Annotated in this window: 16 protein-coding genes and 1 tRNA gene; 11 read left to right on the forward strand and 6 right to left on the reverse strand. The window is 70.9% G+C overall.

The features are described from left to right. The first annotated feature begins 26 nt into the window (after positions 1-26). On the forward strand, positions 27-3,824 hold the full coding sequence (locus tag EV139_RS16215; RefSeq protein WP_272928644.1) for an aldehyde dehydrogenase family protein: 3,798 nt from the start codon (positions 27-29) through the stop codon (positions 3,822-3,824). A 226-nt stretch (positions 3,825-4,050) separates the two neighbouring features. On the opposite strand, the gene EV139_RS06305 is transcribed toward EV139_RS16215, so the two are convergent. Next, positions 4,051-4,506, reverse strand: a complete 456-nt coding sequence (locus EV139_RS06305) for a GNAT family N-acetyltransferase (RefSeq protein WP_237464589.1) — start codon at positions 4,504-4,506, stop codon at positions 4,051-4,053. A gap of 149 nt (positions 4,507-4,655) precedes the next feature. Between EV139_RS06305 and EV139_RS06310 the strand changes: the two genes are divergently transcribed. Beyond that, positions 4,656-4,737: transfer RNA gene (locus EV139_RS06310), tRNA-Tyr, on the forward strand. A 355-nt stretch (positions 4,738-5,092) separates the two neighbouring features. Next, the gene (locus EV139_RS06315; RefSeq protein WP_130453448.1) at positions 5,093-7,609 is read left to right on the forward strand and encodes a M28 family peptidase; all 2,517 of its coding nucleotides are present in this window, start codon (positions 5,093-5,095) and stop codon (positions 7,607-7,609) included. 97 nt (positions 7,610-7,706) lie between these two features. Here the strand turns inward: EV139_RS06315 and EV139_RS06320 are convergent, their stop codons facing one another. From EV139_RS06320 to EV139_RS06330, 3 genes are all read right to left on the reverse strand, one after another. Continuing rightward, positions 7,707-8,462, reverse strand: a complete 756-nt coding sequence (locus EV139_RS06320; RefSeq protein WP_130453449.1) for an SDR family NAD(P)-dependent oxidoreductase — start codon at positions 8,460-8,462, stop codon at positions 7,707-7,709. Between the two features lie 34 nt (positions 8,463-8,496). Then, entirely contained in the window at positions 8,497-9,330 is an 834-nt protein-coding gene (locus EV139_RS06325; protein WP_130453450.1) for a class I SAM-dependent methyltransferase, read from the reverse strand. Positions 9,331-9,399: 69 nt separating this feature from the next. Next, positions 9,400-10,518 carry a type I restriction endonuclease gene (locus EV139_RS06330; protein WP_130453451.1) on the reverse strand — a complete coding sequence of 373 codons (1,119 nt, stop codon included), beginning with the start codon at positions 10,516-10,518 and terminating at the stop codon, positions 9,400-9,402. Between the two features lie 239 nt (positions 10,519-10,757). On the opposite strand from EV139_RS06330, the gene EV139_RS06335 reads away from it, so the two are divergent. The 3 genes from EV139_RS06335 to EV139_RS06345 all read left to right on the forward strand — a co-directional run bounded on the left by EV139_RS06335 (position 10,758) and on the right by EV139_RS06345 (position 16,300). Beyond that, the gene (locus tag EV139_RS06335) at positions 10,758-12,275 is read left to right on the forward strand and encodes a SpaH/EbpB family LPXTG-anchored major pilin (RefSeq protein WP_130453452.1); all 1,518 of its coding nucleotides are present in this window, start codon (positions 10,758-10,760) and stop codon (positions 12,273-12,275) included. Between the two features lie 142 nt (positions 12,276-12,417). Next, positions 12,418-15,291 carry a DUF7927 domain-containing protein gene (locus tag EV139_RS06340; protein ID WP_130453453.1) on the forward strand — a complete coding sequence of 958 codons (2,874 nt, stop codon included), beginning with the start codon at positions 12,418-12,420 and terminating at the stop codon, positions 15,289-15,291. A gap of 4 nt (positions 15,292-15,295) precedes the next feature. Continuing rightward, positions 15,296-16,300, forward strand: coding sequence for a class C sortase (locus tag EV139_RS06345; protein ID WP_130453454.1), 1,005 nt, complete (start codon positions 15,296-15,298; stop codon positions 16,298-16,300). Here the strand turns inward: EV139_RS06345 and EV139_RS06350 are convergent. Further along, on the reverse strand, positions 16,297-18,258 hold the full coding sequence (locus EV139_RS06350) for a sigma-70 family RNA polymerase sigma factor (RefSeq protein ID WP_198677469.1): 1,962 nt from the start codon (positions 18,256-18,258) through the stop codon (positions 16,297-16,299). The genes EV139_RS06345 and EV139_RS06350 overlap by 4 nt on opposite strands. A gap of 325 nt (positions 18,259-18,583) precedes the next feature. Here EV139_RS06350 and EV139_RS06355 point away from each other — a divergent pair, with 325 nt between their 5' ends. Both EV139_RS06355 and EV139_RS06360 read left to right on the forward strand, forming a co-directional pair. Further along, positions 18,584-19,597 (forward strand): helix-turn-helix domain-containing protein, encoded by a 1,014-nt coding sequence (locus EV139_RS06355; RefSeq protein WP_157993005.1) that lies wholly within the window; start codon positions 18,584-18,586, stop codon positions 19,595-19,597. Between the two features lie 4 nt (positions 19,598-19,601). Then, positions 19,602-20,162, forward strand: a complete 561-nt coding sequence (locus tag EV139_RS06360) for a pyridoxine/pyridoxamine 5'-phosphate oxidase (protein WP_130453457.1) — start codon at positions 19,602-19,604, stop codon at positions 20,160-20,162. A gap of 43 nt (positions 20,163-20,205) precedes the next feature. Here the strand turns inward: EV139_RS06360 and EV139_RS06365 are convergent, their stop codons facing one another. After that, the gene (locus EV139_RS06365) at positions 20,206-21,063 is read right to left on the reverse strand and encodes an endo alpha-1,4 polygalactosaminidase (RefSeq protein ID WP_130453458.1); all 858 of its coding nucleotides are present in this window, start codon (positions 21,061-21,063) and stop codon (positions 20,206-20,208) included. A gap of 80 nt (positions 21,064-21,143) precedes the next feature. On the opposite strand from EV139_RS06365, the gene EV139_RS06370 reads away from it, so the two are divergent. The 3 genes from EV139_RS06370 (at position 21,144) to EV139_RS06380 (ending at position 24,611) form a co-directional block, all read left to right on the forward strand. Beyond that, positions 21,144-22,082 (forward strand): 2-hydroxyacid dehydrogenase, encoded by a 939-nt coding sequence (locus EV139_RS06370; protein ID WP_130453459.1) that lies wholly within the window; start codon positions 21,144-21,146, stop codon positions 22,080-22,082. A 4-nt stretch (positions 22,083-22,086) separates the two neighbouring features. Next, a complete protein-coding gene (locus EV139_RS06375; protein ID WP_130453460.1) occupies positions 22,087-23,118 on the forward strand; it encodes a DUF2804 domain-containing protein in 1,032 nt (343 codons plus the stop codon). A 116-nt stretch (positions 23,119-23,234) separates the two neighbouring features. Further along, entirely contained in the window at positions 23,235-24,611 is a 1,377-nt protein-coding gene (locus EV139_RS06380) for an NAD-dependent succinate-semialdehyde dehydrogenase (protein ID WP_130453461.1), read from the forward strand. The last annotated feature ends 568 nt before the right edge of the window (positions 24,612-25,179 follow it).

Raw genomic sequence — 25,179 nt, forward strand, 5'->3', positions numbered from 1 at the left:
GCGGGAGCGGAGCCTACAGTGGAGATATGGCTGTCTCCTCGTCCCCGCAGAGTCCGGCCTGGCCCGGCCTGGTCGCATCCGCACAGGATCGGGCGGCGGCGTGGCTCACCGACACTGGGGCTCGCGAGGCAGAGCCGGCGCGTGCGCCCCTCGGCGGCATGCACCACGACCCGGACAGCTTCGACTTCACCCGCCGCCTGCTTGAGCTCGTCGCCGGAACCGAGGACACGCTCGCCTCGGCGGTCGGGCTGCGCGACATGGCGCAGGAGGTCCCCGCGTCGATGGGGGCGCGCGACCGGCTCGCGGTGCGCGCCGGTGGTGCCGCGTCGCTCGGCCTGCCGTGGGCAGTCATGCCGCTGGCTCGGCGCTGGCTGCGAGCAAGACTCTCGAGCCTCGTGCTCGCGACGAAGCTCCCCACTCCCGATGAGACGCCGGATGCCACGGGCGGTTACGCACCCGGCCGGTTGACCGCGCTCGCGGAGGGGCTGCGGCTGCTGCGCGAGGACGGCCTCGTGCCGGTGCTCGATCCGCTCGGCGACGCCGTCCACGGTCCGGCGCGGGCCGCGGCCGAGGTCCGGCGGCTCGCCGCGCTCGCCGCCCACTCAGCCGTCAGCCACCTCGTGGTCGATCCCGCCCGGATCGCGCCGGGCGGCACTGAGTGGTCGGCTGAGGCAGACACCGCCGCGGCCGCCGCGGCGCTCCAGCCGATCCTCGCGGCCGCGGCCGAGCACGGCACCACGGTGCACCTCGAACCGCGCAGCGTCCACTGGGCGCGCCTCGTCCCGGGGATCCTCGCCCGCGCCCTCGTCGATCCCGCGCTCGACCGGGCCCGGGTGGGTGCGCGCGTGTTCGCGGAGCTCCCCGAATCGCGTGAGCAGTACGACCAGCTCAGTCGCTGGGCGCAGCGCCGCGTGGTCGACGGTGGTGCACCGTCAGAGATCGTGATCGGCGTCGCCGGGGTTGCCGGTGCCGAGCGCATTGCCTCGATACTCGGTGGCCTCGCCGTCCCGGTCATCGAGGACTCCACGGAGATCGCGGCCCAGATGCTGCGCCTCACCGAGCTCGCGCTCCACCCGGGCCGCGCGGCGGTGCTGCGCCCGGTGATCGCGAGCGAGGATCCGATGTTGCTCGCGGCCGCGGTCGAGCTTGCCGCGCAGCGTGACATCAGTGAGCTCGTCTCGCTGCAGCTGCGCGCGGGGGTCGTCCCGGGGCTTGCCGAGACGATCGCGGGACAGGGCGTTGAGGTGCGCGGCGTGCTCCCGGTCGTGGCGCCGCGTGAGTTCGCCGGCGCCGTCGACCTGCTTATCGGGCTCGCGTCGGAGGCCGCGGATCCCGGTTCGGTGGCCTCGCGAGCGGCGGCGCTGCTCCCCGCCGAGGCCGCCGGGTCCGCCGAGACTGCCGGATCCGCTGAGTCTGCCGGATCCGCCGTGTCTGGCGAGGCACCAGAACCCGCCCCGCCCGTGATCACCGCCCTCGATGCCGAGCGGGCCGCGTTCGCCGCGGCCGCCGAGCTCGCGGCCGCCCCCGCCCCCGCCTCGCACCGCACCCAGCTGCGCGCCCGAGAGTGGGATCCGAGCGAGCGCGACAGCGCCCTGTTCTACCGTGCTCCCGACGAGCCCGCGCGGTTTGACACGGGCGGGCTCACCGCGGCGGTGCTCGGCCTCAGCCGCGGCGCGACCGGCGCGTTCACACTCTCAGAGCTCGCTCCGCCGCGCGGGATCCCCGCCCTGTCAGAGTCCGGGTTCGCGAACGAGCCGAACACCGACGCCAGCCTCCCGGCGAATCGCGAGTGGTTGCGCGAGCAACTCGGTCACGCGAGCGACCGGGTCACCGAGCTCGACGCGACGAACGATACGATCGCGCTGTCGGCAGCCGACCTCGATCCGGTGCGCGCCGTAGCCAGCGCCCGCGAGTCCGGCGAGCGGTGGTCGATGCACGGCCCCGCGGCGCGCGCTGTGCGGCTCCGTCGCGCCGCGCTCGCCGTGGTTGCGGCGCGCGACCGCCTGCTCCAATCGCTCGCCGCCGACACGGGCGCGCCCGCGGGCGAGCTCGACGCTGAGATCAACGCCATCGTCGACGCCGCCCGCTACTCGGGTCAGCTGTCCGAGGGGCTCGGTGCCGTGCGCGGCGCGAGTTTCGTGCCCGGCCGGCTCCTGCTGGTCGCCAGCGATGCCGGGACCGCGCTGTCGCGGCAGGCCGAGGCAGTGTTCTCAGGGCTCGGCGCCGGCAGCGCGGTGCTGTGGGCGGTACCCCAGCGCTTCCTCGGCTCCGCGACGGCGCTCATCGAGGAGTGCGAGGCGGGCGGGCTGACCCCCGGCGCGGTGCGCGTGGTGGCCACCGCCGCGCACGGCACGGTCGCCGAGCTCGCCGCGAACGACGAGGTCGACCGTGCGCTCGTGCTCGGCGATCGGGGGCTCGGGCGCGAGCTCGCGCACCGCCGCCCGGACCTGCGCATTGAGGGGCAGTTCCGCGCCCGCGGTTCGATCCTGGTTGCCCCCACCGCCGACCGCGCCCGCGCAATCGCCGACATCGTTGCGTCCGGGCTGCGCGGTGCGGGCACGGACCTGAGCGCCGCGCACGAGGTGATCCTGCTCGGCGGCGTCGCGCGCTCGCGCGAGTTCCGCGCGGACCTCGCCGACGCGGTGCGCGCGCTGCGCGTGGGCGACACCGCGCGTCCCGGGACGGCGGACCCCCTCGGCTTCGACCTCGGCCCGCTCCCGGAACCGCCCACCGCGGCCGGCCGCCGCGCCCTCACCGAGCTGGGCCGCGGCGAGGAGTGGCTCGTGGAGCCGCGCCAGCTCGACGAGTCGGGGCGGCTGTGGAGCCCCGGCGTGCGCCTGGGTGTGGCCCCCACCTCCGACTTCTGGACCGACGCGCTCGGGGTCCCGGTGATCGGGGTCATCGCGGTCCACACACTGGTTGACGCGCTCGCGGTGCAGAACGCGCCGGGCAGCGGGAGCGTCGCCGGGCTGCACTCCACCGACGGCGACGAGATCCTGGCCTGGCTCGAAGAGGTCCAGGCGGCGGCGCTCTCGATTAACCGGGCAACCACGGACGCGCGGATCGAACGCCAGCCGAGCGGCGGCTGGAACGACGCCGTGATGGGGCTCCCGGCGCTCAGCGGCGGGCCAAACCGGCTGCTCGCGCTCGGCTCGTGGCAGCTCCGGCAGGGCACGCGCAGCGACACCCTGCACCTGCGGGGGCTCGAACCCGAGGTGCGACTGCTGATCGAGGCGGCGCAGCCGAGTCTCAGCTACGAGGAGTTCGACGCGGTGCGGCGTGCGGCGCTTGCAGATGCCCTTGTGTGGCGCACCGCGTTCGGCATCGACCGCGACACGGTGGGCCTCGGCATCGAACGCAACGCGCTGCGCTACCGCCCGGTCGTCACGCAGCTGCGGCTCGCTGAGAATGGTGCGGCCGCCGGGCTGATTCGCGTGCTCGCGGCGGCACTCCTCGTGCGCGCGCCGATCGCGGTGTCGACGGGGCAGCTCCTCGCGCCCGAGGTCGCCGAACTGCTTGAACTGCAGGGCGTCGAGGTGTCGCTTGAGCGCGACGAGGACTGGATCGAGCGGCTCGCCGTGTCCGGCCCGCTGGGCCCCGGCGACGTTCCGGCATCGCGGATCCGGCTGATCGGGGGCGACGCGACGCGGGTGGCCGAGTGGATGGGCGGGCTCGACCGCGCGGCGCTCTGGGCGGAGCCGGTCACGATGGCCGGGCCGGTTGAGCTGCTCACGCTGCTGCGCGAGCAGTCGGTGTCGGCGCGCGCCAACCGGCACGGGCTCGCGGTCGCCGTGCCCGGCCTCGACGAGGTGCTCGGGAGCTAGGCGCGGGGTCGGGATCCGGGCCCGTGCGCCGGGCCCGGTTGGCTGCCCGCGGGCACTCCGCGCGCACGAATGGCCGGATCTGGGCACTCCGCTCGCACGAGTGGCCGGATCTGGGCACTCCGCTCGCACGAGTGGAGCATTCCGCGACGAGTGTGCGGCTTCGCTGTCGGAACGGAGCCGCACGCTCGTGCGGGTGCGGGTGCGGGTGCGGGTGCGGGCCCGCCCCCTATCCGATCCGCATCGGGGTGTGCGGGATCCCGTCCTCCACAAACTCCGGGCCGCTGGCGGCGAAGCCGAACCGCGAGTACCACTCGGTGAGGTAGGACTGCGCGTGGATGAGGATCGGGTGCCCGGCGCACTCTGCGATCGCCGCGTCGAGCAGGACAGCCGCAACACCGCGCCCGCGCCACTCTGGAGCGGTGGCCACTCGCCCGATCGCGCGCAGCCCGGGCTCCTGCTCGTCCTCAGCGAGGACGCGCAGTGTCGCGGCGATCGTGCCGACGGCGTCCTCCGCCCAGAACTGCACGGTGCCGGGCTCGAGATCGCGGCCGTCGAGGTCGAGGTAGACGCAGTCCTGCTCCACCACGAACACCTCTTGCCGGAGGCGCGCGATCCCGTAGAGCGTGCGGGCCGGGATCCGGTCGGGGTCTGAGGCGGCGTGCAGCGTGAGTTCGTCGGGCATCTGACGCATACTTCGATACTGCCACAGCCTGGCGCTGCGGGGGAGGCCCGGCCCGGCAGGGGCCGCGGCAGGCCCGGGGGCCGGCCCCGATTTCCATTCGGACCGCCGAGCCGGTAAAGTTGGCTCTCGGTCGTGCACGCACGGTCTTTGGCGGATTACCCGAGCGGCCAAAGGGGGCTGACTGTAAATCAGCTGGCAATGCCTACGGGGGTTCGAATCCCTCATCCGCCACAACAAGATCCCGGTCAGATACTTATCTGACCGGGATCTTCTTGCGTTTGAGGGGGCACCCACGTCTGCGGGCCGGCGGGCGCGCGCCCCGATCGCCGGGGAGTTTCCGAACGTCTGCGCCTCTCAGGCGCGCGCGGGCCGCGCTGCGGGGGGTGTGCGTGCGCACTTGTCCGGTTCGCTGGGCGAGTACTTCGAAACTGAAGCCAAAGTTCGATACTGTCAAGCGGGTGCGCTCGCACCGATTCATCGTACGCTCCGAGACGCCGTTGTCTCTGTGTCGCCCGCGGTATCCCGGCGAGACAGGGGCGCAACGCGCGTTGCGGGGCCTGGTCGTCAGAGAGGACACCAGCTGAACATGCACGAACACCACAGCCATACCTCACCCGCGGGAGCGGGGCGCTCGCCCGGGCGGGCGCGCGGGGGCGCGGTCACCCCGCGCCGCGCGCTCGCCGTACTGGGGGCCGCGGCTATCGCGGTTCCCATCGCATTCGTCCCGGCGATGGCCTCGGCCGCGCCGTACGCGCCCGCCGACGGGATCGCGGCGATCCGCGCCGGCGACTACCTGCCCGACTACCTGCAGGAGTTCGCCGGCCAGGTCGACGATGCCGCCGTCTTTGAGCACGTGCGGCACCTCGCCGTCGACATCGGGCCGCGCGTCGCCGGCACGAACGCCGAGCTGCAGGCGAGCGCGTATGTGCAGGGGAAGCTCGACTCCTACGGCTTCACCACCCGGACCGAGTCGTTCCCGGTGACCGCGTCCACCTTCGCGAACGTGTCGCCGAGCCGCGACATCCCCACGCAGGTGAGCTGGCAGTACCGGCCCGCGACCAACGCGCTCTTCACCGGTGACGGCGCGCCCGTGACCGCCGAGGTCGTCGATATCGGCGACGGCAGCGCGTTTACCCCCGAGCAGGTTGCCGGAAAGTTCGTCCTCGTGACGTTCAGCTCAACCACGGCCGTGCGCACGCAGCAGCTCACCGACCTCGTTGCGGCGGGCGCCGCCGGCGTCATCTTCGGGGCCACCAACCCGAACAACTCGATGGCAAACCCCGCCACGGTTCCCGCCGCGGCGACCGGGATCCAGGTTGTCGGTGCGTCCCTGATGCAGGCCACGCGGGTTCGCGATCTGCTCGCCACGGGCCCGCTCACCATCAGCATGACGACGGAGCGCAGCGGCACGACGAGCACCAACGTGATCGGCGTGCGCCCCGCGGTCGGCGACACCGACGGCACCGCGCCGATCGTCTACATTGGCGCGCACATCGACTCGGTCGTGGGCAGCCCCGGCGCGAGCGACAACGCGTCGGGCGTGGGCATCATGCTCGAGTCGGCCCGCATCATGAGCCAGTACTCGCTCGACACCGAGATTCGAGTCGGCACCTGGGGTGCCGAGGAGAAGGGGATCGTCGGCTCGAAGGTGCACGCGCAGAGCCTCACCCCCGAAGAGATCGACCGCACCGTGGGTGCCTGGAACATGGACATGGCCGGAACCGCGTACGCGGGGACCCCGGAGCGGCCCATGGAATTCTGGGGCCTGAGCCTGAAGCCGGAGGGCATGCAGAACTCGGTGCTCAACCACGCGGACGCGCTCTCCGAGCACACGAACCGCGGCCCGCTGAACCGCGGCAACGTGGCGCGCAGCGATCACGAGTCGTTCCAGAACGTGGGGATCGACGCCGCGGTGTTCAGCTGGATGTTCTGGTCGGCTGACTCGTCGATCGTGCTCGAACCGACCTACCACCAGACCTCCGACACGATCGATAACGTGTCGCAGGAGCGGATGGGGATCTCCACCGAGATCATCGGCGGCTCCGCGTTCCGCGCGTCACTGAACACCGTCACCGTTGAGGTGGAGGACGCTGCCGGGGATCCGGCGGCCGGGGTGTCCGTGGCGATGAAGTGCGACGCCGACGAGGGCTGGCGCGAGGTCGGCGAGACCGCCGCGAGCGGCGCAGCGACGGTGCTCGCACCCGACGCGTCCTGCGACTTCGCCGCGCTCGCCGCAAACGGCGCGCTTGGTGGCGCGCTCGACCAGGTGGTCGCGGGCGACACCGACGTGCAGCTCGCGCTTGTGCATGACACGACCGCGCCGACGGTCACGTTCGACATGCCGAGCGGGGCGAACGCCGCGGGCTGGTACGCCACGGCACCCGTGGTCGTGGGGATCGACGCCGCAGACGATCTCGACGACGCGCCTGACGTCGAGGTCTCGCGCAACGGGACCGACTGGAGCCCGTACACCGGGCCGGTCGAGCTCAGCGACGAGGGTGTGAACCAGCTGCACGCGCGCGTCACCGACGGCGGGGGCGGCGTCACCGAGGAAGCTCGGGAGTACCCGATCGACACGGTCGCACCGACGGTGTCGGCGACGGCAAATGCCGCCACCCGCGGTTCCGTGACGGTCGAATCGGCCGATGCAACCTCGGGTGTGGCGGCCGTCGAGTACCGGATCCTGCCTGACGGCGCGTGGACCGCGCTGCCGAACGCCGCGGCCGCGAACGCGAGCCTCGCGCGCGTTGCGGCGCCCGCCGCCACCGACTCGCGCACCGCCACCCTGCCGCTCGGCACCGCGGCGGCCACCGCCGAGGTGCGTGCGGTGGACACCGCGGGCCACACGAGTCAGACGGCGACCGTCGAGTTTGCGGCGGGCCCGGAGACGGAGCCCACCACGCCGACGGAGCCGACCACGCCCACGACGCCCGGGCAGCCGCAGGACGGCGGCTCGGCGAGCCAGCCGGGCGGGCTGGCGAACACCGGCGGACCCGGAGTGTTCGGCTACGCCGCGTTTGTCGCTGCGCTGCTGCTCGTGGGCGGCGGGGCACTGGTGATTGCGCGCCGCCGCCTTGCGGCCGACGCGCGAAACGAGGGCTAGCCGACCGATCGGTCCACGCAGTGAGCCGGGGCCCGCGCGAGTGACGCTGTCACTCGCGCGGGCCCCGGTGTTGTGCCGGGAGCGCTACTGGCGCGGGTCAGTGCACCGAGAATCCGCCGTCGACGGCGAGTGACTGCCCGGTGACGTACGCGGATCCGGCCCCCGCCAGAAACACCGCGGCTCCGGCAAAGTCGTCCGCCTGGCCATTGCGGCCGATCAGTGTGCGCGCGGCGAGCGCCGCCACGGTGCCGGGATCCCCGCTCAGTCGCGCGTTGAGCGGGGTCTGCACGAAGCCGGGGATCAGCACGTTCGCGGTGACGCCCCGCGGGGACCACGCCTCCGCCTGCGAACGGGCGAGCGCTTCGAGCGCGGCCTTCGATACTCCGTAGGCGCCGCTCGCGGCAAAGGGGCGGTGCGCCTGTTGCGAGCTGATGTGAATGATCCTGCCGTAGCCGCGCTCCGCCATGCCCGGTGCGAGCTGCTGCCCCAGGATGAACGGCGCATCAAGGTTGACGGCCATGGTCGCGTCCCAGCTGCGCTCGTCGAGCTCCGCGAGCGGCGGCCTGAGATTGATCCCCGCGGAGTTTACGAGGATGTCCACGGGGCCGGCCGCGTCCGCGAGCGCGTGCGCCCCGGCGCGACTGCCGAGATCCGCCACGACTCCGACCGCATCGCCGCCAGCGGAGCCGATCTCCGCGACGGTGGCGGCGATGGCAGCCTCGGTGCGCGCCGCGACGATCACCCGGGCCCCGGCCCCGGCGAGCGCCGTGGCGATCGCGCGGCCGATCCCGGAGCTGCCGCCCGTCACGAGTGCGGTGCGGCCGGTGAGCCCAAAGAGCTGATCGAGGTACATCGCGTCAGCGTATCAACCGGCCAGCCGCCGCAGCTCACTCCGGCTTCGAGGCGCGCAGGGTGTAGCTGAGCGGGACCGAGCCGGAGTGCTGGGTGAGCGCCCACTCGCCGCCGGGGCGCAGGGTCATCTGACCCGGCAGTGCCTCCCACGGCACGCTGTCGTGCTCCACGAGCAGGTCGATCCGCAACCCGCTCGTGATGAGCGCGGTGACGATCTCACCCAGCGAGTGGTTCCACTCGTAGGTCGTTGACGCCTGAATCGGCGTCGCGGTCTGCACGTAGCTCTGGTCGTCGTCCCACTCGAGAGGCGTGGCGCGCTCGAAGTAAGGGAAGCGCAGGTGCAGGTCGTCGGTGAGCGTCTCGTCCATCGCCCACAGCACCGGGTGCCCCTCGCGGATGAACAGCGAGCCGCTCGGCGCGAGCAGCGCCGCGACCACACCCGCCCACTCGCGGATGCTCGGTATCCAGCAGATCGCTCCGATGCCCGTGTAGACCAGATCGAATGCGCCGCGGGGGAGCGCCTCGTGGGCGGTGCGCACGTCGGACCGCACGAAGTCGACGGCGTCCCCGGTCTCGGCGACGAGCCGCTGGGCCTCAGCGACCGCGCGCTCGGAGAAGTCGAGCCCGGTGACCCGGGCGCCGAGGCGCGCGAGCGAGAGCGTGTCGGTGCCGATGTGGCACTGCAGGTGCACCGCGCGCGCCCCGGCGATGTCGCCGAGGAGTGGCAGGTCGAAGCGGACCACGTCGGAGAGGAGATCCGGGTTGTCTACGTACCGCTGTGCCTCGTAGCCCGAGCCGTCGCGGGCGGCGTGGAGGGCCGCCCGCTCGTCCCAGTTCGCTTGATTCGCGGCGATGTAGTCGGTCGTCATGCGCGGTCCTTTCCCTCGCTGTGGTGCTGGGGAAAGTCTAGGCGGGGTGTGCCTGGCGGTGACACTCGCCTACGCGTAGTAGCCGACCGTGGCGCGAATCTGGTCCGCGTGCCGATAGATCTCGTCGAGACTGTCGATTGGATGCCGAGTTTCAGTCTTGTCCTCGTCGAATAGGCCGATGTACTTCTGCGAGGTGTTGAACCACAGTCGGGCGAGCGGCTTCCGGTTGTTGTCGTCGAGGAGGATTCCAAAATAGCTCTTGTTATCCCGGTGTGCGATTCGGGCTGGTTCAACCTCGCTACACGCAATTGCCCGCACGATCTGGTATCCCTCGATTTCTTCGAGGGTGGTGTCGATGCCGTCGCGATCTTCGGAGGGCTCGTTCGCCGCGGTCTGTGCGGAGCTCTCGGCAACCTGCTCGCTCGCGTGCGGTGAGGACACTGATGCGTCGTCGTTTTGCAGAGCCTGGCCTCCGAGTGCGGCCTTGAGGCGGTCATTCACGCGGTCGTTGAGGAACTGCTTCATCGCCTTGGTGACGAGGCGGGTGAACTGGTCACGAACTTTCTGGGTGAAGGATCCTTCGTAGACCCGGGCGGTGAGGAACTTGACCCACTCGGCGTCCGGCTCTGCGAACTGGGCAGACAGCACCCGCTTGAACTCGCCCACATACTTGAGCTCTTCCGCCGCGTTAATGATCGAATCGAGATCGAACGCATCCTTTGCGAGCTTATTGAGTTCTGGGATCAGCGCGCTGTCGAGATCGGAAACCTCGATCACGAGAAACGGTTTCTCATCCATCTTGTTTGGCGCGTCAAGGTCGGTGAAGAAGTGGTATTCATCACCATTGGTGAGGATTGCGATCCGCGCCGATGTAGTTGCAAAGTACCTGAACAGCTGAGAGGCGTGCTTGATATTCAGTGGCGAGCCGACGTGCTTGCACTCGATCAGGATCTGGACTGCGCCGTCCTTCACGATCGCGTAGTCAACCTTTTCGCCGCGCTTTGTGCCAACGTCTGCGGTGAACTCGGGGATGACCTCGTGGGGGTTGAACACGTCGTACCCGAGCACTAGCGAGATGAACGGCATCACAAAGGCGTTCTTCGTTGCTTCTTCGGTTTCGATGCTCCCGCGCTGCTGCGAGAGCTTTGCAGCGAGGCTATTGAGGCGTTCGGTGATTTCCGTGGACATGCAGACTCCTTTGGTGCAATGTTCGGCTTGCCCTGATCCTAGTGTCACGTTCGGACAAAGCCCTATCGAGCGCAGGGCGCCTGCCCTGAGCGCGACGTGACGCACCCCAAATGTCACGGTTCGGTAACGGCGCATCACTATTTCGGGGTCTCCCGCACTCGTCTTGTGTAGGCCGCTCTGCGGCTCACGGCAACGGGGCCTTGGGGGCTCTCAACGAGAGGAATGAACAGGTGAATGCAATGTCGGCACACCGACGCGTAGTCGCGACACTCGCCGCGGGGGCTCTGGGCGTCGCCGCCCTGATGGGGACCGCATCCGCGGCTCAGGCCGCACCGCAGGAATACGGAAACATCGATCTTGATCGCACGGGCTCGCTCACCGTGCACAAGTACCTGCACCAGAACACGACCCGGGCGGGCGACGTGAGCGCGCCACCCGCTGACGGCGATTTCAGCGATCCCGTGGCAGGCGTCGGCTTTACCGCCTACCCGATCCAAAGCGCCGGTTCCCCGCTGAACCTCTCGGACCCGGCGAGCTGGACCACGCTGAAGAACCTCACGCCCGGCGCCGCTTGCACGGCCCCCGCCGGCGGCTACACGCTCGGCGCCGCGCGTGCGCTCCCCGTGACCACCGCGCTCGGCGTCGCCACGATCTCGCTGCCCGTGGGCGCGTACCAAATCTGTGAGACCTCGGCTCCCGCGAACATCATCGACCGCGCGGCCCCGTTCATCGTCACGATCCCGATGCCCCACGAGAGCGGCTGGGTGTACGACGTGCACGCCTACCCGAAGAACGGCGAGGGCGCGATCGAGAAGACCATCGAGGAGCAGCAGGAGACAGGCCTCGGCTCGGTCGTGCGCTTCCCGGTGACCGTCCCCGTGCCCGCGAGCGCGCAGACCTGGACCGGCTTTGCGATCCGAGACACCCTCGACCCTCGACTCGCGCCGATCGCATCCGCAGACATCGCGGTGACCGTGGACGGCGTCGCACTCGACGCGAGCTACTACGCGACCACCGTCACCGGGCAGCAGATCACCGTGAACTTCACTGCCGCCGGGCTCGCCTGGCTGAACGAGGGCCCCAACGCTCACGCCGGCAGCCTGGTGAAGGTGATCTTTGCCGGAACCGTGGTCGAGGTGGGCGACGGCGTCATCGAGAACACTGCTGAACTGTGGCCCAACAACCCGGGCTTCGACCCGAACCTGCAGCCGCCGATCCCGTCGAACGAGGTCAAGACGCACTGGGGCAGCCTGCAGGTGCAGAAGCGTGCCGCCGGCACCACTGGCACGCAGGGTCTGCTCAACGGCGCCGTCTTCGAGGTGTACAACGCGGTTGAGCCCTACGCGGCAGACTGCACCGGCGCGGTCGCAGACGGCGCGGCCGTCACGGTCGACGGCTCCACCCGGTTCACCTCCGCGGGAACCGGCGTGATCAGCGTGCCCGGCCTGTTCGTGAGCGACAGCGTGAACCCCGCGGTCAACGCTCAGCAGCGCTGCTACGTGCTCAAGGAGGTCGCGGCTCCCGCGGGCTACGTGCTCCCCACTCAGCCGTTCACCGCCGTCACCGTGAAGATCGGTGAGACCGCGCTCGCGGAGAACGCGCAGATCACGAACACGCAGATCGGCGTCCCCGAGCTGCCGCTGACCGGTGGCGCGGGGCAGATGCTCCTGATCCTCGGCGGTGTCGGCGCTGCCGCCGTCGCCGTGGGGTTGACGGTGCTGAACCGCCGCCGCACCCCCGCTGCACCGCAGCGGTAACCAAAGCCGCCCGGTGGTGTGTGGGCTCTCCCCCAGAAAACTCACACATCGCCGGGTGTTCATCCGGGGCTCCTGACCAGGTCAGGAGCACACCGGACCCGCGCCGTCGGCGCTCACTGGGACAGATGAAAGGTCTCTAGCAATGAAGCAGACTCAGGGAACCCGCCGCGGGAGCGCACGGGTGGTGGGCGTTGGCCTGGCACTCGCCCTGCTCGGCGGGCTCGCGGTGCCGTTCGGCGGCCTGGCCGCCGCGCCGGCCGCCGGGCTGGTGTCGGATCCGGCGCCGAACGCCGAGAGCGAGGGCGCCGCCCCGCAGACCGTGCCGCCGGCGGGATCCTCCGACGCGGGCGCCCCGAGCGCCACTCCGGCCCCGGACACCGATCCGGCCGCGACCGCCGCCGATCCGGACACGTCCCCCGCCGATCCGGCCACGCCGGCCGAGACGGACGCGGAAGAGTCCGACGGTGCGGCGCTGGCTGAGGAGGCCGCTCCGGTGCAGGTCGCTCCGCGCAGCGTGCCGGTCGCTCCCGCCGGGAGCGCCGTGCTCAACGTGCGTGTCGGCGGTGACCGCCTCGCGAGCGGCACGGTGAAGGGCCTCCCTGGCGTGCAGCTGGGTCTGTACGCCACCGGCACCGCCTCGGTCGCCGGAGCTGGCAGCACGATGCCCACGCAGGGCGCGCAGGGGACCCGACTGAACGCCTCGTGGGGCTGGACCACCTGTGTCTCGGACGCCGACGGCGACTGCAACTTCACGATCCCCATTCGCGCGGGCGCGGCCTCCGCGACCGGCGCACCGCAGGACACGCGGTTCTGGGTGGTGCAGGAGGTGGCCCCGGCCGGGTGGTACGCGAACCCGACCCTGCGGGTGGGCCCGTTCGGTGCCACGCCGGAGACCTCCTGGCAGTACCGCTTCCGCACGGACACGCAGCTGCGCGCCGGCCAGACGTACAGCTCCACCACCCCGATGGCGTGGAACCCGCTCCCGGCACCGGCCCTCCCCACGGACACCCCGGAGGCGAACCCTGACCGGGGGTTCATGCGCAACCGCCTGGACAACTCCGCCGAGGGGAACTTCTCGTCGAACGTGACCCGCTCGACCGGGGTCTGGAATCAGTCGCGCAACAACCCCGCACTGCTCGAAAAGTGCGGGATCGATATCGCACTGATCGCTGACACCTCCGGCTCGCTCGGCGCGACGGGCATCGCGGACATGAAGAGCGCGATGACGAACTTTGTGAACGCGTTCATCGGGACGAACACGAACATGTCGCTGTTCTCGTTCTCGAACCTGTCGCCGGGATCCGGGGCCTCAAACCACCCGGCGCTGCTGCCGGTCACCACGACGGCGGAGGCGACCACGTTCAAGGACCAGTACGCGGACTGGCTCTCGGGCGGCGGGACGAACTGGGATCGCGGTTTCGCGGCGGCCGCGAACGCGACGAGCCACTACGACCTCGCGATCCTAATCACCGACGGCAACCCGACGGTGATTCGCGACAACAGCGTGAGCACCTCGAGCGCCTACAATTCGCTGCAGGACGTCGACGGCGGGATCTTCTCGGCGAACCAGCTCAAGGCCGAGGGCACCCGCGTCGTGGCGCTCGGCGTCGGCCCGGCACTCACCGCGGCGAGCGACGCGAACCTGCGCGCGGTCTCCGGACCGGTGTCGAACAGCGACTACTACCGCACCTCCAACTTCGCCGAGGCGACCGCGGCGCTGGTCGCACTCGCGACGAAGAGCTGCAACGGCACCATAGGCGTGCAGAAGATGATCGTGCCCGCCGGCGGCACCATCGCCGACGCGACCCCCGCGCCCGCGGGCTGGCGCTTCGACGCGAGCACGACCGCGAGCACGATGACCCTGCAGGCGCCGCTCACGCGCACCACGGTGACCGGCGACGGCGGCCTCATCAACTACGAGCTCGGCTTCACCGCCCCGGCCACGGCGGGTCCCGTGCAGATCCTCGAGACGCAGCAACCGGGCTACGAGATTGTCCCGGTTGGGACGGGGGCCGCCGCGCGCAACGCGACGTGTGTGAACACGCAGACGGGGGCCGCGGCCGCGGTCACCAACGCGGGTACCGCGGAGCAGCCGGGCTTCACGGTGCAGGGGCTGCGCTCCGAGCGCGTGCTCTGCACCATCTACAACCGCGCGCTGGCTCCCGGCAAGCTCGAGGTCTCGAAGAGCTCGGATCCGGCCACGGGAGCCACGGTGCGCCCGGGCCAGAGCATCACCTATACGCTGACCTTCCGGAACACGGGGGAGCAGCCGGTCGCTGTCAACCACGACGACGTCTTGACCGATGTGCTCGACGACGCCACGCTCACGGGCGCCATTACCGCGCAGAGCCCGCTCGCCGCGGCACTCACCAGCGCCGGGGACCGGATCCGGATCACGGGCAGCCTGCCCGCCGGCGCCACCCGAACAGTGAGCTACGCGGTGACGGTGAAGGACCCGCTGCCGGCGAACGCGAACGCCTCGCTGCGCAACGTTGTGGTCCCCACGGGGGAGCAGCCGCCGAGCACGTGCGAGCCGAACACCCCGTGCACGGTGCACCCGGTGCGCGGCAGCCTGTCCTGGAACAAGGTCAGCGCCTCTGGTGCGCGGCTCTCCGGGTCGGAGTGGTCGCTCACCCCGCTCGACGCGAACGGGCAGCCGCAGGCCGGCGCGGCCGTGGCCGTGGTCGACTGCGTCGCGGCAACCGCGTCCGCGTGCACGGGGGCCGACCGCGACCCCGCCGCCGGGGCGTTCGCACTGAGCGACCTCGCGATCGGGACGTATCAGCTGCGGGAGACGCGAGCACCCGCCGGCTACCAGCTCCTCACCGATCCGATCACGATCACCGTGAACACGGCGGTCGCTTACGGCAACATTACGAACCGGCAGATCGAGGTCCCGGGGATTCCGCTCACCGGCGGGATGGGGAGCCTCGGCTTCCTCCTCACCGCGGGCGGGCTCGGCGCGACCGCGGCCGCTGGAGTGTGGCTGCAGCGGAGACGGCGCCAGGGGGAATAAACACATGACCGTTGACACGTCAGAGCCGACGCGCACGCCTCCGCCCGCCCCGGGCCGCCACGCGGCGGTGGCGGGGCCGCCGGACGGGGCCCGCGCACCGCGGGCCCCGTGGCGGGCGAGCGCGCTCACCTGGGTGATCGCGGTGCTCGGGATCGGCGGACTCGTCGCCGGGCTGTACCCCATGAGCGCGGCCTGGCTGTCGTCCTTCAACCAGTCCCGGGTGATCAGCACCTCGGTCGCAGCGCTCGAGGATCTGCACCCGTCAGCCGACGAGCAGCTCGCCGCGGCCGCGGCCTACAACGCGGCGCTGAGCGCCGGGGTCGTGCTCGGCAAGAACGCGAACGTCCCGGTCGGCGACTGGACACTCGCGGATCAGTCGCTCGACTACGATGAGCTCCTCGCCGCGGGTCCGGATGGACTGATGTCGCGCATCAAGATTGACTCGATCGGCGTCGATCTCCCGGTGTACCACGGCACGAGCGACGAGGTGCTTGCGCGCGGCTCCGGGCACCTGGAGGGATCCCACCTGCCAATTGGGGGCCCCGGGACCCGTGCGGTCCTCACCGCGCACCGCGGCCTCGCGAACGCGACCATGTTCACCGACCTCGATCGGGTGGCGGTCGGAGACACGTTCACCGTCGAGACGCTCGGCCGAGTGCTCAGCTATCGCGTGCGCGATACGCAGGTGATCGATCCCGACGAGACGGGCACGCTCCGGGCCGAGAGCGGCGAGGACCTCGTCACGCTCATCACCTGCACCCCGCTCGGGATCAACACCCACCGCATCCTGGTGACCGGTGAGCGGATCACGCCCACCCCGGTCGCTGACCTCAACTCGGCCGGTGCCGAGTCTGCGGTCCCCGGGTTCCCGTGGTGGATCGTGTTTCTCGGCACCGGGGCCGCGATCATCATCGGATACGTGATCAGGCAGGGGCGGCGCGAGGGCGCGGCGCGCGCTGGCGCCGTCGAGTCCCGGGGCGTCGGCGCGGCCGCCGAGCCCACGCCCTAGTCGAAGGTGAGGGGGGCGTTGCCGCGGACGCCCAGGCGGTCGCTGTCGCAGTAGCTGAAGTCGATCGAGAACGTCCACGTGGAGAGCGGCACGACCGCCGCGCCCGCGCCCTGCGAGTCGAGGGTGAGCCGCTGCACCCCAGCACTTCGGGAGGACCAGAAGCACACCTGCGCGCCGGGGGTGCCGGTGAACTCTGCGCGCAGCACGAAGCGCGTGTGCTCTTCCGTCTCGCCCTCGGGGGAGCCGAGGGCGAACCGACCGGTGGGCTGCGCGAGCGTGAACGCGAAGTCAGCGGCGCCCACCTCGGCGCCCGCGACGACCTGGCTGATGCGGGCGACGTGGTCGCCGACGGGCAGCACCGACGCCGCAAGATCGATGCTCCACTGCCCCGTATCCGAGGTGAGCGCGTCGAGCCGCTGCCCTGCGACATCGACCCGCACCGTCGAGCCGGGCGTCGCGCGTCCGGTGAGTGTCGGCGCCACCACTCCGGTCGCGGCGTCGCTTCGCTGCACGGTGAGAGCGGTGACCGCCGGCTGCTCCGGCTTGACTGGCTTCTCTGGCTGCTCCGGCTTCCCCGGTTTTTCGGGCTGCTCCGGCTGCACGGGCTTTTCGGGCTGCTCCGGCAGCTCCGGCGTGGTGGGCACCTCGGGCTGCTCCGGTGAGACCGGCGGCTCGGGCTCTGTCGTGTCGTCGGGGACGGTGGGCGACGCCGGGGACGGCTGCGGCCTGGTCGATTGGTCGCCCGTGAGATCAGGGGAACCCGTGCCGTCGAGCTCCACGCTCGGCACCACGTCGCCGCGGGCGCTCGGCTCGGCTCGCGCGTCGCGCGCCGAGCTCGTGTCGTCATGCCCGGGCGCCGCCGCGCCGTCGCCCGCGGTCCGCTCGTCCGTGCGCGGGCTCGCCGCGCTGAGCTCGGAGGGCGCGCCAGCGGGGAAGAGTGACGTTGCGCCGACCGCGATGGCCGCCGCCGCGGCCACCGAGACGACTACCCCCGCGGTGACCACGCCCGCGCCGCCGCCCGCGACGGTCTGTGTCGCACGCCTGGCGCCACGCGTTACGGTGCGCGCCCCGCGAGCGCAGAGCTCCGCGATGGGGCCGCCGCCGCTCAGCCACCCGGTGGCGTGCGCCGGTGCCGCGGTCAGTGCCGCAGCGCTCGCCGCCGTGGGAGCCGCCCAGAGGTCCGCAGAGAGTGTGCCGCCGAGCGCGAGCGCGAGTGCGCCGCCGGCCGCGATCTTGCGTCCAAGCCGGTGGTTCTCGCGCTGCAGCGAACGCTCGAGCCGGGTGCACTCGCCGCAGTCGATGAGGTGCGCGTGCACGGTGTGTTTCTGCGTGGTGCTGAGCGCGCCGCGCACGTACTTCGGGAGCGACTCGACCGTCTCGCCGTGCCCCGCCGCGACCCGCGCGGGAAGCTGCTGGCGCAGCCACTCGAGCCGAAGTCCCTCGCGTGCGCGCCGCATGAGCGCCGACACCGAGTTTGGGCTGAGGCTGAGGCGGGATGCGATCTCGGTGCGGGAGCGATCCTCCACCTCCTGCCACCAGAGAATCTGTTGCCACCGCTCCGGAAGCGCCGCGAAGGCGGCGATGATCTCGCGGTTGTTTTCCCCCTGCTCAGAGAGGTCGTCTGAACCAGCGAGCGGCGGGCCCTCGATTACCGTGCCGGTGACCGTGCGCTGCGCGACCCGGTACCGCCGAGCGGCGATGTTGCGGGACACCGCGACCAGGTACGCGCGGAAGTGCTCGGCCGGGCCCTGCCCGCGCTGAAGCTGATCCCACACCGTGGTGAACGCCTCAGAGACCGTGTCCTCGGTGTCGGCGTACGCGAGCGGGTAGGTGAGCGCGGTGACCGCTTGGCGGTGGCGCTGCCACAGCTCGGCGTATGCGTCGCGATCCCCCTGTTTCGCGGCCGCGATGAGTGGCGCGTCGAGCAGACGAATCTCACCCGTGTCCGAGCTCAGCACCTCGGGTTCCGTGCGGCGATCCCCTCGCCGTGCGGTACTAGTTTTCACCGGAGCCCCTCCCCGTCGACCAGTGATTTCGGGCGAATCCATCCCCACCCATCCAGCAAGTGTCGAAACCCCGCGAAAAGTGACGCGGGAGACTCAAAGTAATTTCTTTCCCGATGCCGATCTGTGGACTGCGCGATTTGCGGTCACTCCTGCGCGGATTGCGGAGTTCTGCGCGTGTTAGGTGGGCGTACCGTCGGCGGGCTAGCATGAGGTCAGATTCAGCTCGCGTGCGGGCTGCGGCGATGCATGAGACCGATGAGGGTACATGGAGCAGACGATGGCACCCCGCCGACGGCGGGACGACGACCGGGGATTTCTGCGCTTCGATGTGCACGGGCAGCGCCCCGACGACCTGCTCCAGTCCGGACGCCTGCGAGACCTGCTCTCGCACGCGCGAATCGAAGTCACCGCATTCGCGGAGCAGCCCCCGTTGAGTGCGCGAATCGCCCAGTTTTCAGACGTGACCCTTGGCCACGCCAGGATGGCCGGGTTTCGCGGAAGCTGGGACCGCGTGGCGGCGTCCTCCGACCGGGCGCTGATCCTGCTCGTCAAGCAGGGCTCGCTGCGGGTCACTGGGCCCGACGGGACGGTGCGCGCGGGCGGCGGGGCGTTTCTCCTGTTTCCCGGGCTTGGCCCGATCACGGCGGAGTCCGCCGACGAACTCACGGACGTGACGTACCTCACGTTCCCCGCTCGACTCACGGCGGTGTGGCCCGAACCGGGATCGGCAAGCCTGGTGCACAGCGAGGAGCTCGGGATTCCCGCCGCGGCCTTCGCCCCGGCCGCGGCGTTTGTGGCGAGCGTGTGTGCGCTGTCGATTGCGGACGTTCCGGAAGGCGGGCCCCTGCAGTCGGTCGCCGAGGAGGTCGCCCGCTCGGTCGTGGAACTCTGCGCGGGCGCCAGGGGGCGGGCGTCCGAATCGCTGTACGGGGCGGCAATGACGATGATCCGCCGGTCCTACGACGCACCGTCGCTGAACGGGGAGGCTATCGCCGCGGCCCTGGGAGTGTCGGTGCGCACCCTGCAGGGCGCGTTCCAGAGCGAAGGGCGCACGGTTGCGGGGGTCATCCGCCAGGTGCGCGCGGTGGCGGCGGTGCAGCTGCGGCACGAGCAACCCGGCATCTCGCAGGCGCGGATCGCGGCGCTCACTGGCTTTGGCTCGGTCGACTCCCTGCAGCGGGCCGTGAGCCTCGGCGTGGCCGAGCATGCGACACCCGGTGCGGCCGAGCATGCGACACTCGGTGCCGCCGAGGCGGTCTCCCCGGTGCCCGAGACCCCGGGGGTACGCTGACAGCATGAGCGATCTTGAGCAGCGGCTGCGACGGCTCCCCGCATTTCCCCACCCGCTCCCCGTCCTCGACGCGGCGGTGCTTCCCGACGACCCCACCGTGCTGTTTCGTGCGTGGCTCGACGCGGCGATTGAGAGCGGTGAGCGCCAGCCGCACGCAATGGCGACGGCGACCGTGCGCGCGGACGGCACCCCGGTGGCGCGCACGCTCATCCTGAAAGACATCGACGCGGACGGGTATCACTTCTCCACGCACCGCAGCTCGCGCAAGGGCCGCGAGCTCGCGCTGCGACCGCGCACCAGCATGCTCTTCTTCTGGCGCGAGTTCGGGCGCCAGGTGCGCGTCACGGGCGAGGCCGTGCCGCTCGACGACGCGGCCTCCCAGCGCGACTGGGAGGGGCGACCCAGCTATACGGGCACACCAAACCCGGATTGGCAGCGCTACGCGCTGCGGCCGGATGAGTTCGAGTTCATGCAGGCCCGCGAGGACCGGCAGCACACGCGGATCGAGTACCGGGTCGGCCCGGACGGGTGGCGCCACGACGCGGTGCGCACACCCGCCGGCTAGCCCGCCCGCGCTCCTGCGCTCCCGGCTGAGCCCCCGGCGCTGGTCAGTCCCGCGAACCGCAGAGCTCGAAGACATACCCCGGGTCGTCGGGGGTCGCAAGCGCGCGGTCGCGCAGCACCATCGCCGCGGGCGAGTCAGCGTCGGCGCACATCTCCGCAAACGTCCGCGGGAGCAGGTCGGTGTACTCGATGTCGATGACCCGCTCACCGTAGACCGCGCGATACCCGCCGCACTCGCGGTAGGCCGCGCAGGTCTCGGTGACTGCGAAGTCAAAGCCGGCTTGCGCGCGCAGCGTCGCCGCGTCCTCGACCGCGTTCTTCTGTCCGGCGGCCAGGCCGACCCCGTGCGCCGCAGCGACCAAGTCTGTGGCCAGGGCGAGGTTGTCCGGGAGCGAGAGCGCCCCGTCCGAGCGCGTGTACGAGTCGAGGTTGTCGAACTCCACGGCGTCGAAGCCGGCGTCCGCGCACCCGGTGATCCACGGCGTCACCACGGCGGCGATCTGCGCGCGCTGCGCCGCGGTCCCCGTGTCCAGGAGTATCTCGTCTGGCCAGGCCGGGTCGATCACCGGTTCGCCTGCCGGATCCCGCAGCAGCGTTTCGGCCGGCCACGCGTCGAGCTCGCCGGGCTGCGTCTGGAAGCCGTTCACGTAACAGATCGAGTAGCGATCCGGGTCGGGGGCGGCCGTGCGGTCCCGGGCGACGAGCGTGACCGCCGGGTCGGGCTCGGCGCTGCCGCCGAGCTGGTAGTCGGGCGCCGCGTCCCCGGGCGGGAGCCGCAGCTCCGCGCCGGCGGCTGCGGCCCCGCCCCCGGCGCCGGCGTCCGTGGGGGCGGCGGGGGCGCCGCACGCGCTGAGGGCGAGCGCCAGCCCCGCGGCGACGGTCAGGGCGAGGCGACGGATCATAGCTCGATGCTACGCGCCGTCGGGCAGGGGAGCGCGCCGGCACTGTCCGGGGCTCGCGTCGCACGGCTACACTCGACAGCATGAGTGACTTGGTCGTCTCCCTGCCCGGTGAAGGTCTGCGAGAAGCACTGGGGGAGGTGCCCGGGGTCGACTTCGTCGAGTGGGATCTCACCGGCGCGGCTCCGCGCGAGCGCTTCGACATCGTGGTGCCGCCCTACTGGGGCGGTGCGCGGCAGCTGGCGGCGCTCGCCGCAGTGGAGACACGCCTCGTGCAGTGGCAGTCGATCGGCTACAACGGCGTCGCGAAGCACCTCCCCGCCGGGATGCCGCTCGCGAACGCGGCAACCGTGCACGAGGCGTCGACGGCCGAGCTCGCCCTCGCGTTGACGCTCGCCGCGCAGCGCGGGATTCCCGAGTTCGTGCGCGCCGGCGATGCGCACCGCTGGGAGCTCCGCTCATTCCCGAGCCTGGCGGATCGCCGGGTGCTCCTTGTCGGCTACGGCGGGGTGTCGAAGGCGATCGAGGCGCGCCTCGCGGGGTTTGAGGTGCAGCTCACCCGGCTCGCCCGCACGGCTCGCGAGGACCGCAACCTCGCCGGAGAGGCCGTCGCGGTGCGCGGGTTCGCGGACCTCCCGGAGGCGCTGGCGGATGCTGAGATCGTGCTGATCGCCGTGCCGCTCACCGACGAGACCCGCGGCATGTTTGGCGCCGCGGAGCTCGCGGCCCTCCCGGACGGTGCGCTCGTCGTCAACGTGGCGCGCGGTCCCGTGGTGGACACCGACGCGCTCGTCGCAGAGCTGCAGGCGGGGCGTCTGCGTGCCGCGCTCGACGTCACCGATCCGGAGCCGCTGCCCGCCGACCACCCGCTGTGGGAGTGCTCGGGTGCGCTGATCAGCCCGCACGTTGGCGGGGACTCAACTGCAATGCTGCCGCGCATGGTCGCGCTGATCCAGCGCCAGATTGCGCGCCTTCGCGCGGGCGACACCCCGGAGAACCTCGTCATCGGCGACTGGGCGTAGCGGCGTGGCCGCGGGGGAAACCGCGCCGGACGCCGCGCGGCTCCGCGAACCTGAGATCGCCGGGCCTGCGGCGCTCACGCTGCCGAACGGCCGGCTGAACCGGGCCGCCGTGGGGTGGGCCACCCAGCCGCTCATCGACACGAGCGGGCTCGGCCGCGGTCGCGGGCGCAACAAGCGCTGGGAATACTGGAACGTGGTGACGCCCACCCACATCCTTGCGGCCACGGTGTCGGCGATCGACTACGCCTGCGTGCCCGAGGTGTGGGTGCTCGAACGCGCCACCGGGCGGGAGTGGGGTCGTGTTGAGACGATTCTGCCGCCGCGCGGCACGCGGCTCGCCGCCCGACTTGAGCACGGCGCCTCGGAGACGCGCACGCGGGGACTTGCGGTCTCGATCACCGAGGAGCCGGGCGGCACCCGGATTCGTGCTGAGATCCCGGGCGTCGAGTTCGACGTATTCGCCGCGCTTGAGCCGGCCCACGAGCGGCTCGCCCTCGTGGTGCCGTGGAGCGATCGCCGCTTTCAGTACACGGTGAAAGACATCGCTCGTGCGGCCTCCGGGACTCTGCGCCTCGACGGCCGGGAGGTGCCGGTGCCACAGGGGGAGAGCTGGGCGGTGCTCGATCACGGCCGGGGTCGGTGGCCCTACAACATCGCGTGGAACTGGGGCGCCGGTTCGGGCCGCAGCGGCGGCGCCGTGATCGGAATCCAGGTGGGCGCCCGGTGGACTGCGGGCACCGGGGTGTCCGAGAACGCGTTCTTTGTCGACGGGCGCATGCACAAGATCCACGGCGAGACCCAGTGGGAGTACGACCTCGCGGAGTGGCGAGCGCCGTGGCGGGTCACGGGCGGTGGCCTCGACGCCGAGTTCACGCCGTTCCACCTGAAGCAGAGTCGCACCAACCTGCTGGTGCTCGCGGGACGTACCGATCAGTGCTTTGGGGAGTGGTCCGGAGTGTTTACTACTGAGGCCGGAGTGACCGTGCCGTTCGCGGGGATCACGGGCTGGGCGGAGGCCGTGCACAACCGCTGGTGACCGCGGGCACGCCCCGTTTTCTCGCCAGGGCCTGGCGCGCTCCCGGCCAGGAGTGGGACGATAGGGAGTACGTGTGCAGAACCTGCGCACTGATCACTAGACAGGAAACGATAACAATGGCGAAGTATCGAGTTCAGAACCCCGCTACGGGGGAGATTGTCGAGACCTTCGAATCCGCAACCGACGCGCAGATCGAGCAGACGCTCACTGCCGCCGACACCGTCTACCGCGAATGGCGCGAGCGGAGCGTGCAGGAGCGCGCCGTCGTCATCAAGCGCGTGGCCGAGATCTTTGAGGAGCGCAAAGACGAGCTCGCGCACCTCATCGCCGTCGAGATGGGCAAGTCGCTCGCCGAGTCGATCGACGAGGTCGAGTTCGCACGCGACATCATCGAGTACTACGCGGTGCACGGCCCCGCGTTGATCACCGACAGCGAGATCCCCAGCACCATCCCGGGCAAGGCAGTCATCGAGCACCTGCCGATCGGCACGCTCGTCGGCGTGATGCCCTGGAACTTCCCCTACTACCAGGTGGCACGCTTCGCGGCGCCGAACCTGCTGCTGGGCAACTCGATCATTCTGAAGCACGCCGACATCTGCGCGCGCTCGGCGCTCACCATCCAGGAGATCATGGAGCAGGCCGGCGTTCCCGTCGGCGGCTACCAGAACGTCTTCGCGTCGCACGACCAGATCGCCACCATGATCGCCGACCCCCGCGTGCAGGGCGTCTCCCTGACCGGCTCCGAGCGCGCCGGTGCGATCATCGGCGCCCAGGCTGGCACGCACCTGAAGAAGGCCGTGCTCGAGCTCGGTGGGATCGACCCGATGGTGGTGCTCGACAGCGACGACGTCGCGGCGGTTGCCGCGGACGCCTGGGGCTTCCGCACCTACAACGGCGGCCAGGTCTGCAACTCGAACAAGCGCCTGATCGTCATGGCCGACATCTACGACGAGTTCGTTGCTGAGCTGAAGAAGCTCGCGACGGGCCTGGTCCCCGGAGACCAGCTGACGCTCGCCGAGGGCGAGTACGCCCCGCTGTCGACGCGCACCGCCGCGGAGACCGTGCACGCGCAGGTGCAGCAGGCCGTGGCCGAGGGCGCAACGCTCGAGGTTGGCGGCGTGCTGTCCGACGGGCCGGCGGCGTACTACTCTCCCGCCGTGCTCACGGGGGTTCCCCGCGACTCGGCCTCGTACGGCGAAGAGATCTTTGGGCCCGTGGCCACGGTGTACAAGGTGCACAGCGACGAGGAAGCGCTCGAGCTCGCCAACGACTGCGCGCTCGGGTTGGGCGGTTCAGTGTTCTCAACCGACGAGGCGCGCGCGACTCGGGTCGCCTCGCGGCTCGAGGTGGGTATGGCCCACGTGAACATCATCGCCGCCGAGGCGGCCGAGCTGCCGTTTGGTGGCGTCAAGCGCTCCGGCTTCGGGCGTGAGATGGGTCCGCTCGGGATCGGTGAGTTCTCGAACAAGCGCCTCTTCTTCACCGCGAAGTAACCACGCAGCATCCTGGCGCGCGACGCCGGGGATCACAGCGGCCGCACGTTCCCTCTTTCTGGGGCGTGCGGCCGCTGTCGTATTTCTCCGCGGAATGAGCCTGCGCGGCGCGGGGCCCAAGGGCTGCCCGGGAGACCTCGAAGCTGGACGGGACCCGCTCGGGCTCGGGGCGCGCCCGAGAAACACGGCGCTCGGGCTGATTCTGCGGGTTTTGTCGTTGTTTGCTGCCGTCGGCCTGGGGTCGTGGTCGGGGGTCGCTGCGGCAACATTGGCGGTTTTATGCGGGGACGCGCCCGAGATTCTGGTTGGGCTTGCTGTTGGGCTGGTTTCTGCGTAATGTATTCCCTTGTCGCCGCAACGTAGCCGGGCAGCAGGGCAGAAGCCAAGCGGTCCGGTTTATACGAATGCGAGCAGCACAAGTTACTTGTGCTAAGCTAGACAGGTTGCCGTTCGGAAGGGCCTGAAAGGGTTCTACGGGTGGTGTCTGGTCTTTGAGAACTCAATAGTGTGCACTTTAATTGTCAAATGCCAATTATTTATCCCGTCGCTGGATCACGTTTGTGGTTTG

It is taken from the genome of Leucobacter luti (genome assembly GCF_004217175.1).
GTDB classification, from domain to species: domain Bacteria; phylum Actinomycetota; class Actinomycetes; order Actinomycetales; family Microbacteriaceae; genus Leucobacter; species Leucobacter luti.

Excerpts from the sequence above, each read along its gene's own strand:
- EV139_RS16215 (WP_272928644.1), top strand. The coding sequence starts at position 27 with ATGGCTGTCTCCTCGTCCCCGCAGAGTCCGGCCTGGCCCGGCCTGGTC.
- EV139_RS06305 (WP_237464589.1), bottom strand. The coding sequence starts at position 4,506 with ATGCCCGACGAACTCACGCTGCACGCCGCCTCAGACCCCGACCGGATC.
- EV139_RS06315 (WP_130453448.1), top strand. The coding sequence starts at position 5,093 with ATGCACGAACACCACAGCCATACCTCACCCGCGGGAGCGGGGCGCTCG.
- EV139_RS06320 (WP_130453449.1), bottom strand. The coding sequence starts at position 8,462 with ATGTACCTCGATCAGCTCTTTGGGCTCACCGGCCGCACCGCACTCGTG.
- EV139_RS06325 (WP_130453450.1), bottom strand. The coding sequence starts at position 9,330 with ATGACGACCGACTACATCGCCGCGAATCAAGCGAACTGGGACGAGCGG.
- EV139_RS06330 (WP_130453451.1), bottom strand. The coding sequence starts at position 10,518 with ATGTCCACGGAAATCACCGAACGCCTCAATAGCCTCGCTGCAAAGCTC.
- EV139_RS06335 (WP_130453452.1), top strand. The coding sequence starts at position 10,758 with ATGTCGGCACACCGACGCGTAGTCGCGACACTCGCCGCGGGGGCTCTG.
- EV139_RS06340 (WP_130453453.1), top strand. The coding sequence starts at position 12,418 with ATGAAGCAGACTCAGGGAACCCGCCGCGGGAGCGCACGGGTGGTGGGC.
- EV139_RS06345 (WP_130453454.1), top strand. The coding sequence starts at position 15,296 with ATGACCGTTGACACGTCAGAGCCGACGCGCACGCCTCCGCCCGCCCCG.
- EV139_RS06355 (WP_157993005.1), top strand. The coding sequence starts at position 18,584 with ATGGCACCCCGCCGACGGCGGGACGACGACCGGGGATTTCTGCGCTTC.
- EV139_RS06360 (WP_130453457.1), top strand. The coding sequence starts at position 19,602 with ATGAGCGATCTTGAGCAGCGGCTGCGACGGCTCCCCGCATTTCCCCAC.
- EV139_RS06365 (WP_130453458.1), bottom strand. The coding sequence starts at position 21,063 with ATGATCCGTCGCCTCGCCCTGACCGTCGCCGCGGGGCTGGCGCTCGCC.
- EV139_RS06370 (WP_130453459.1), top strand. The coding sequence starts at position 21,144 with ATGAGTGACTTGGTCGTCTCCCTGCCCGGTGAAGGTCTGCGAGAAGCA.
- EV139_RS06380 (WP_130453461.1), top strand. The coding sequence starts at position 23,235 with ATGGCGAAGTATCGAGTTCAGAACCCCGCTACGGGGGAGATTGTCGAG.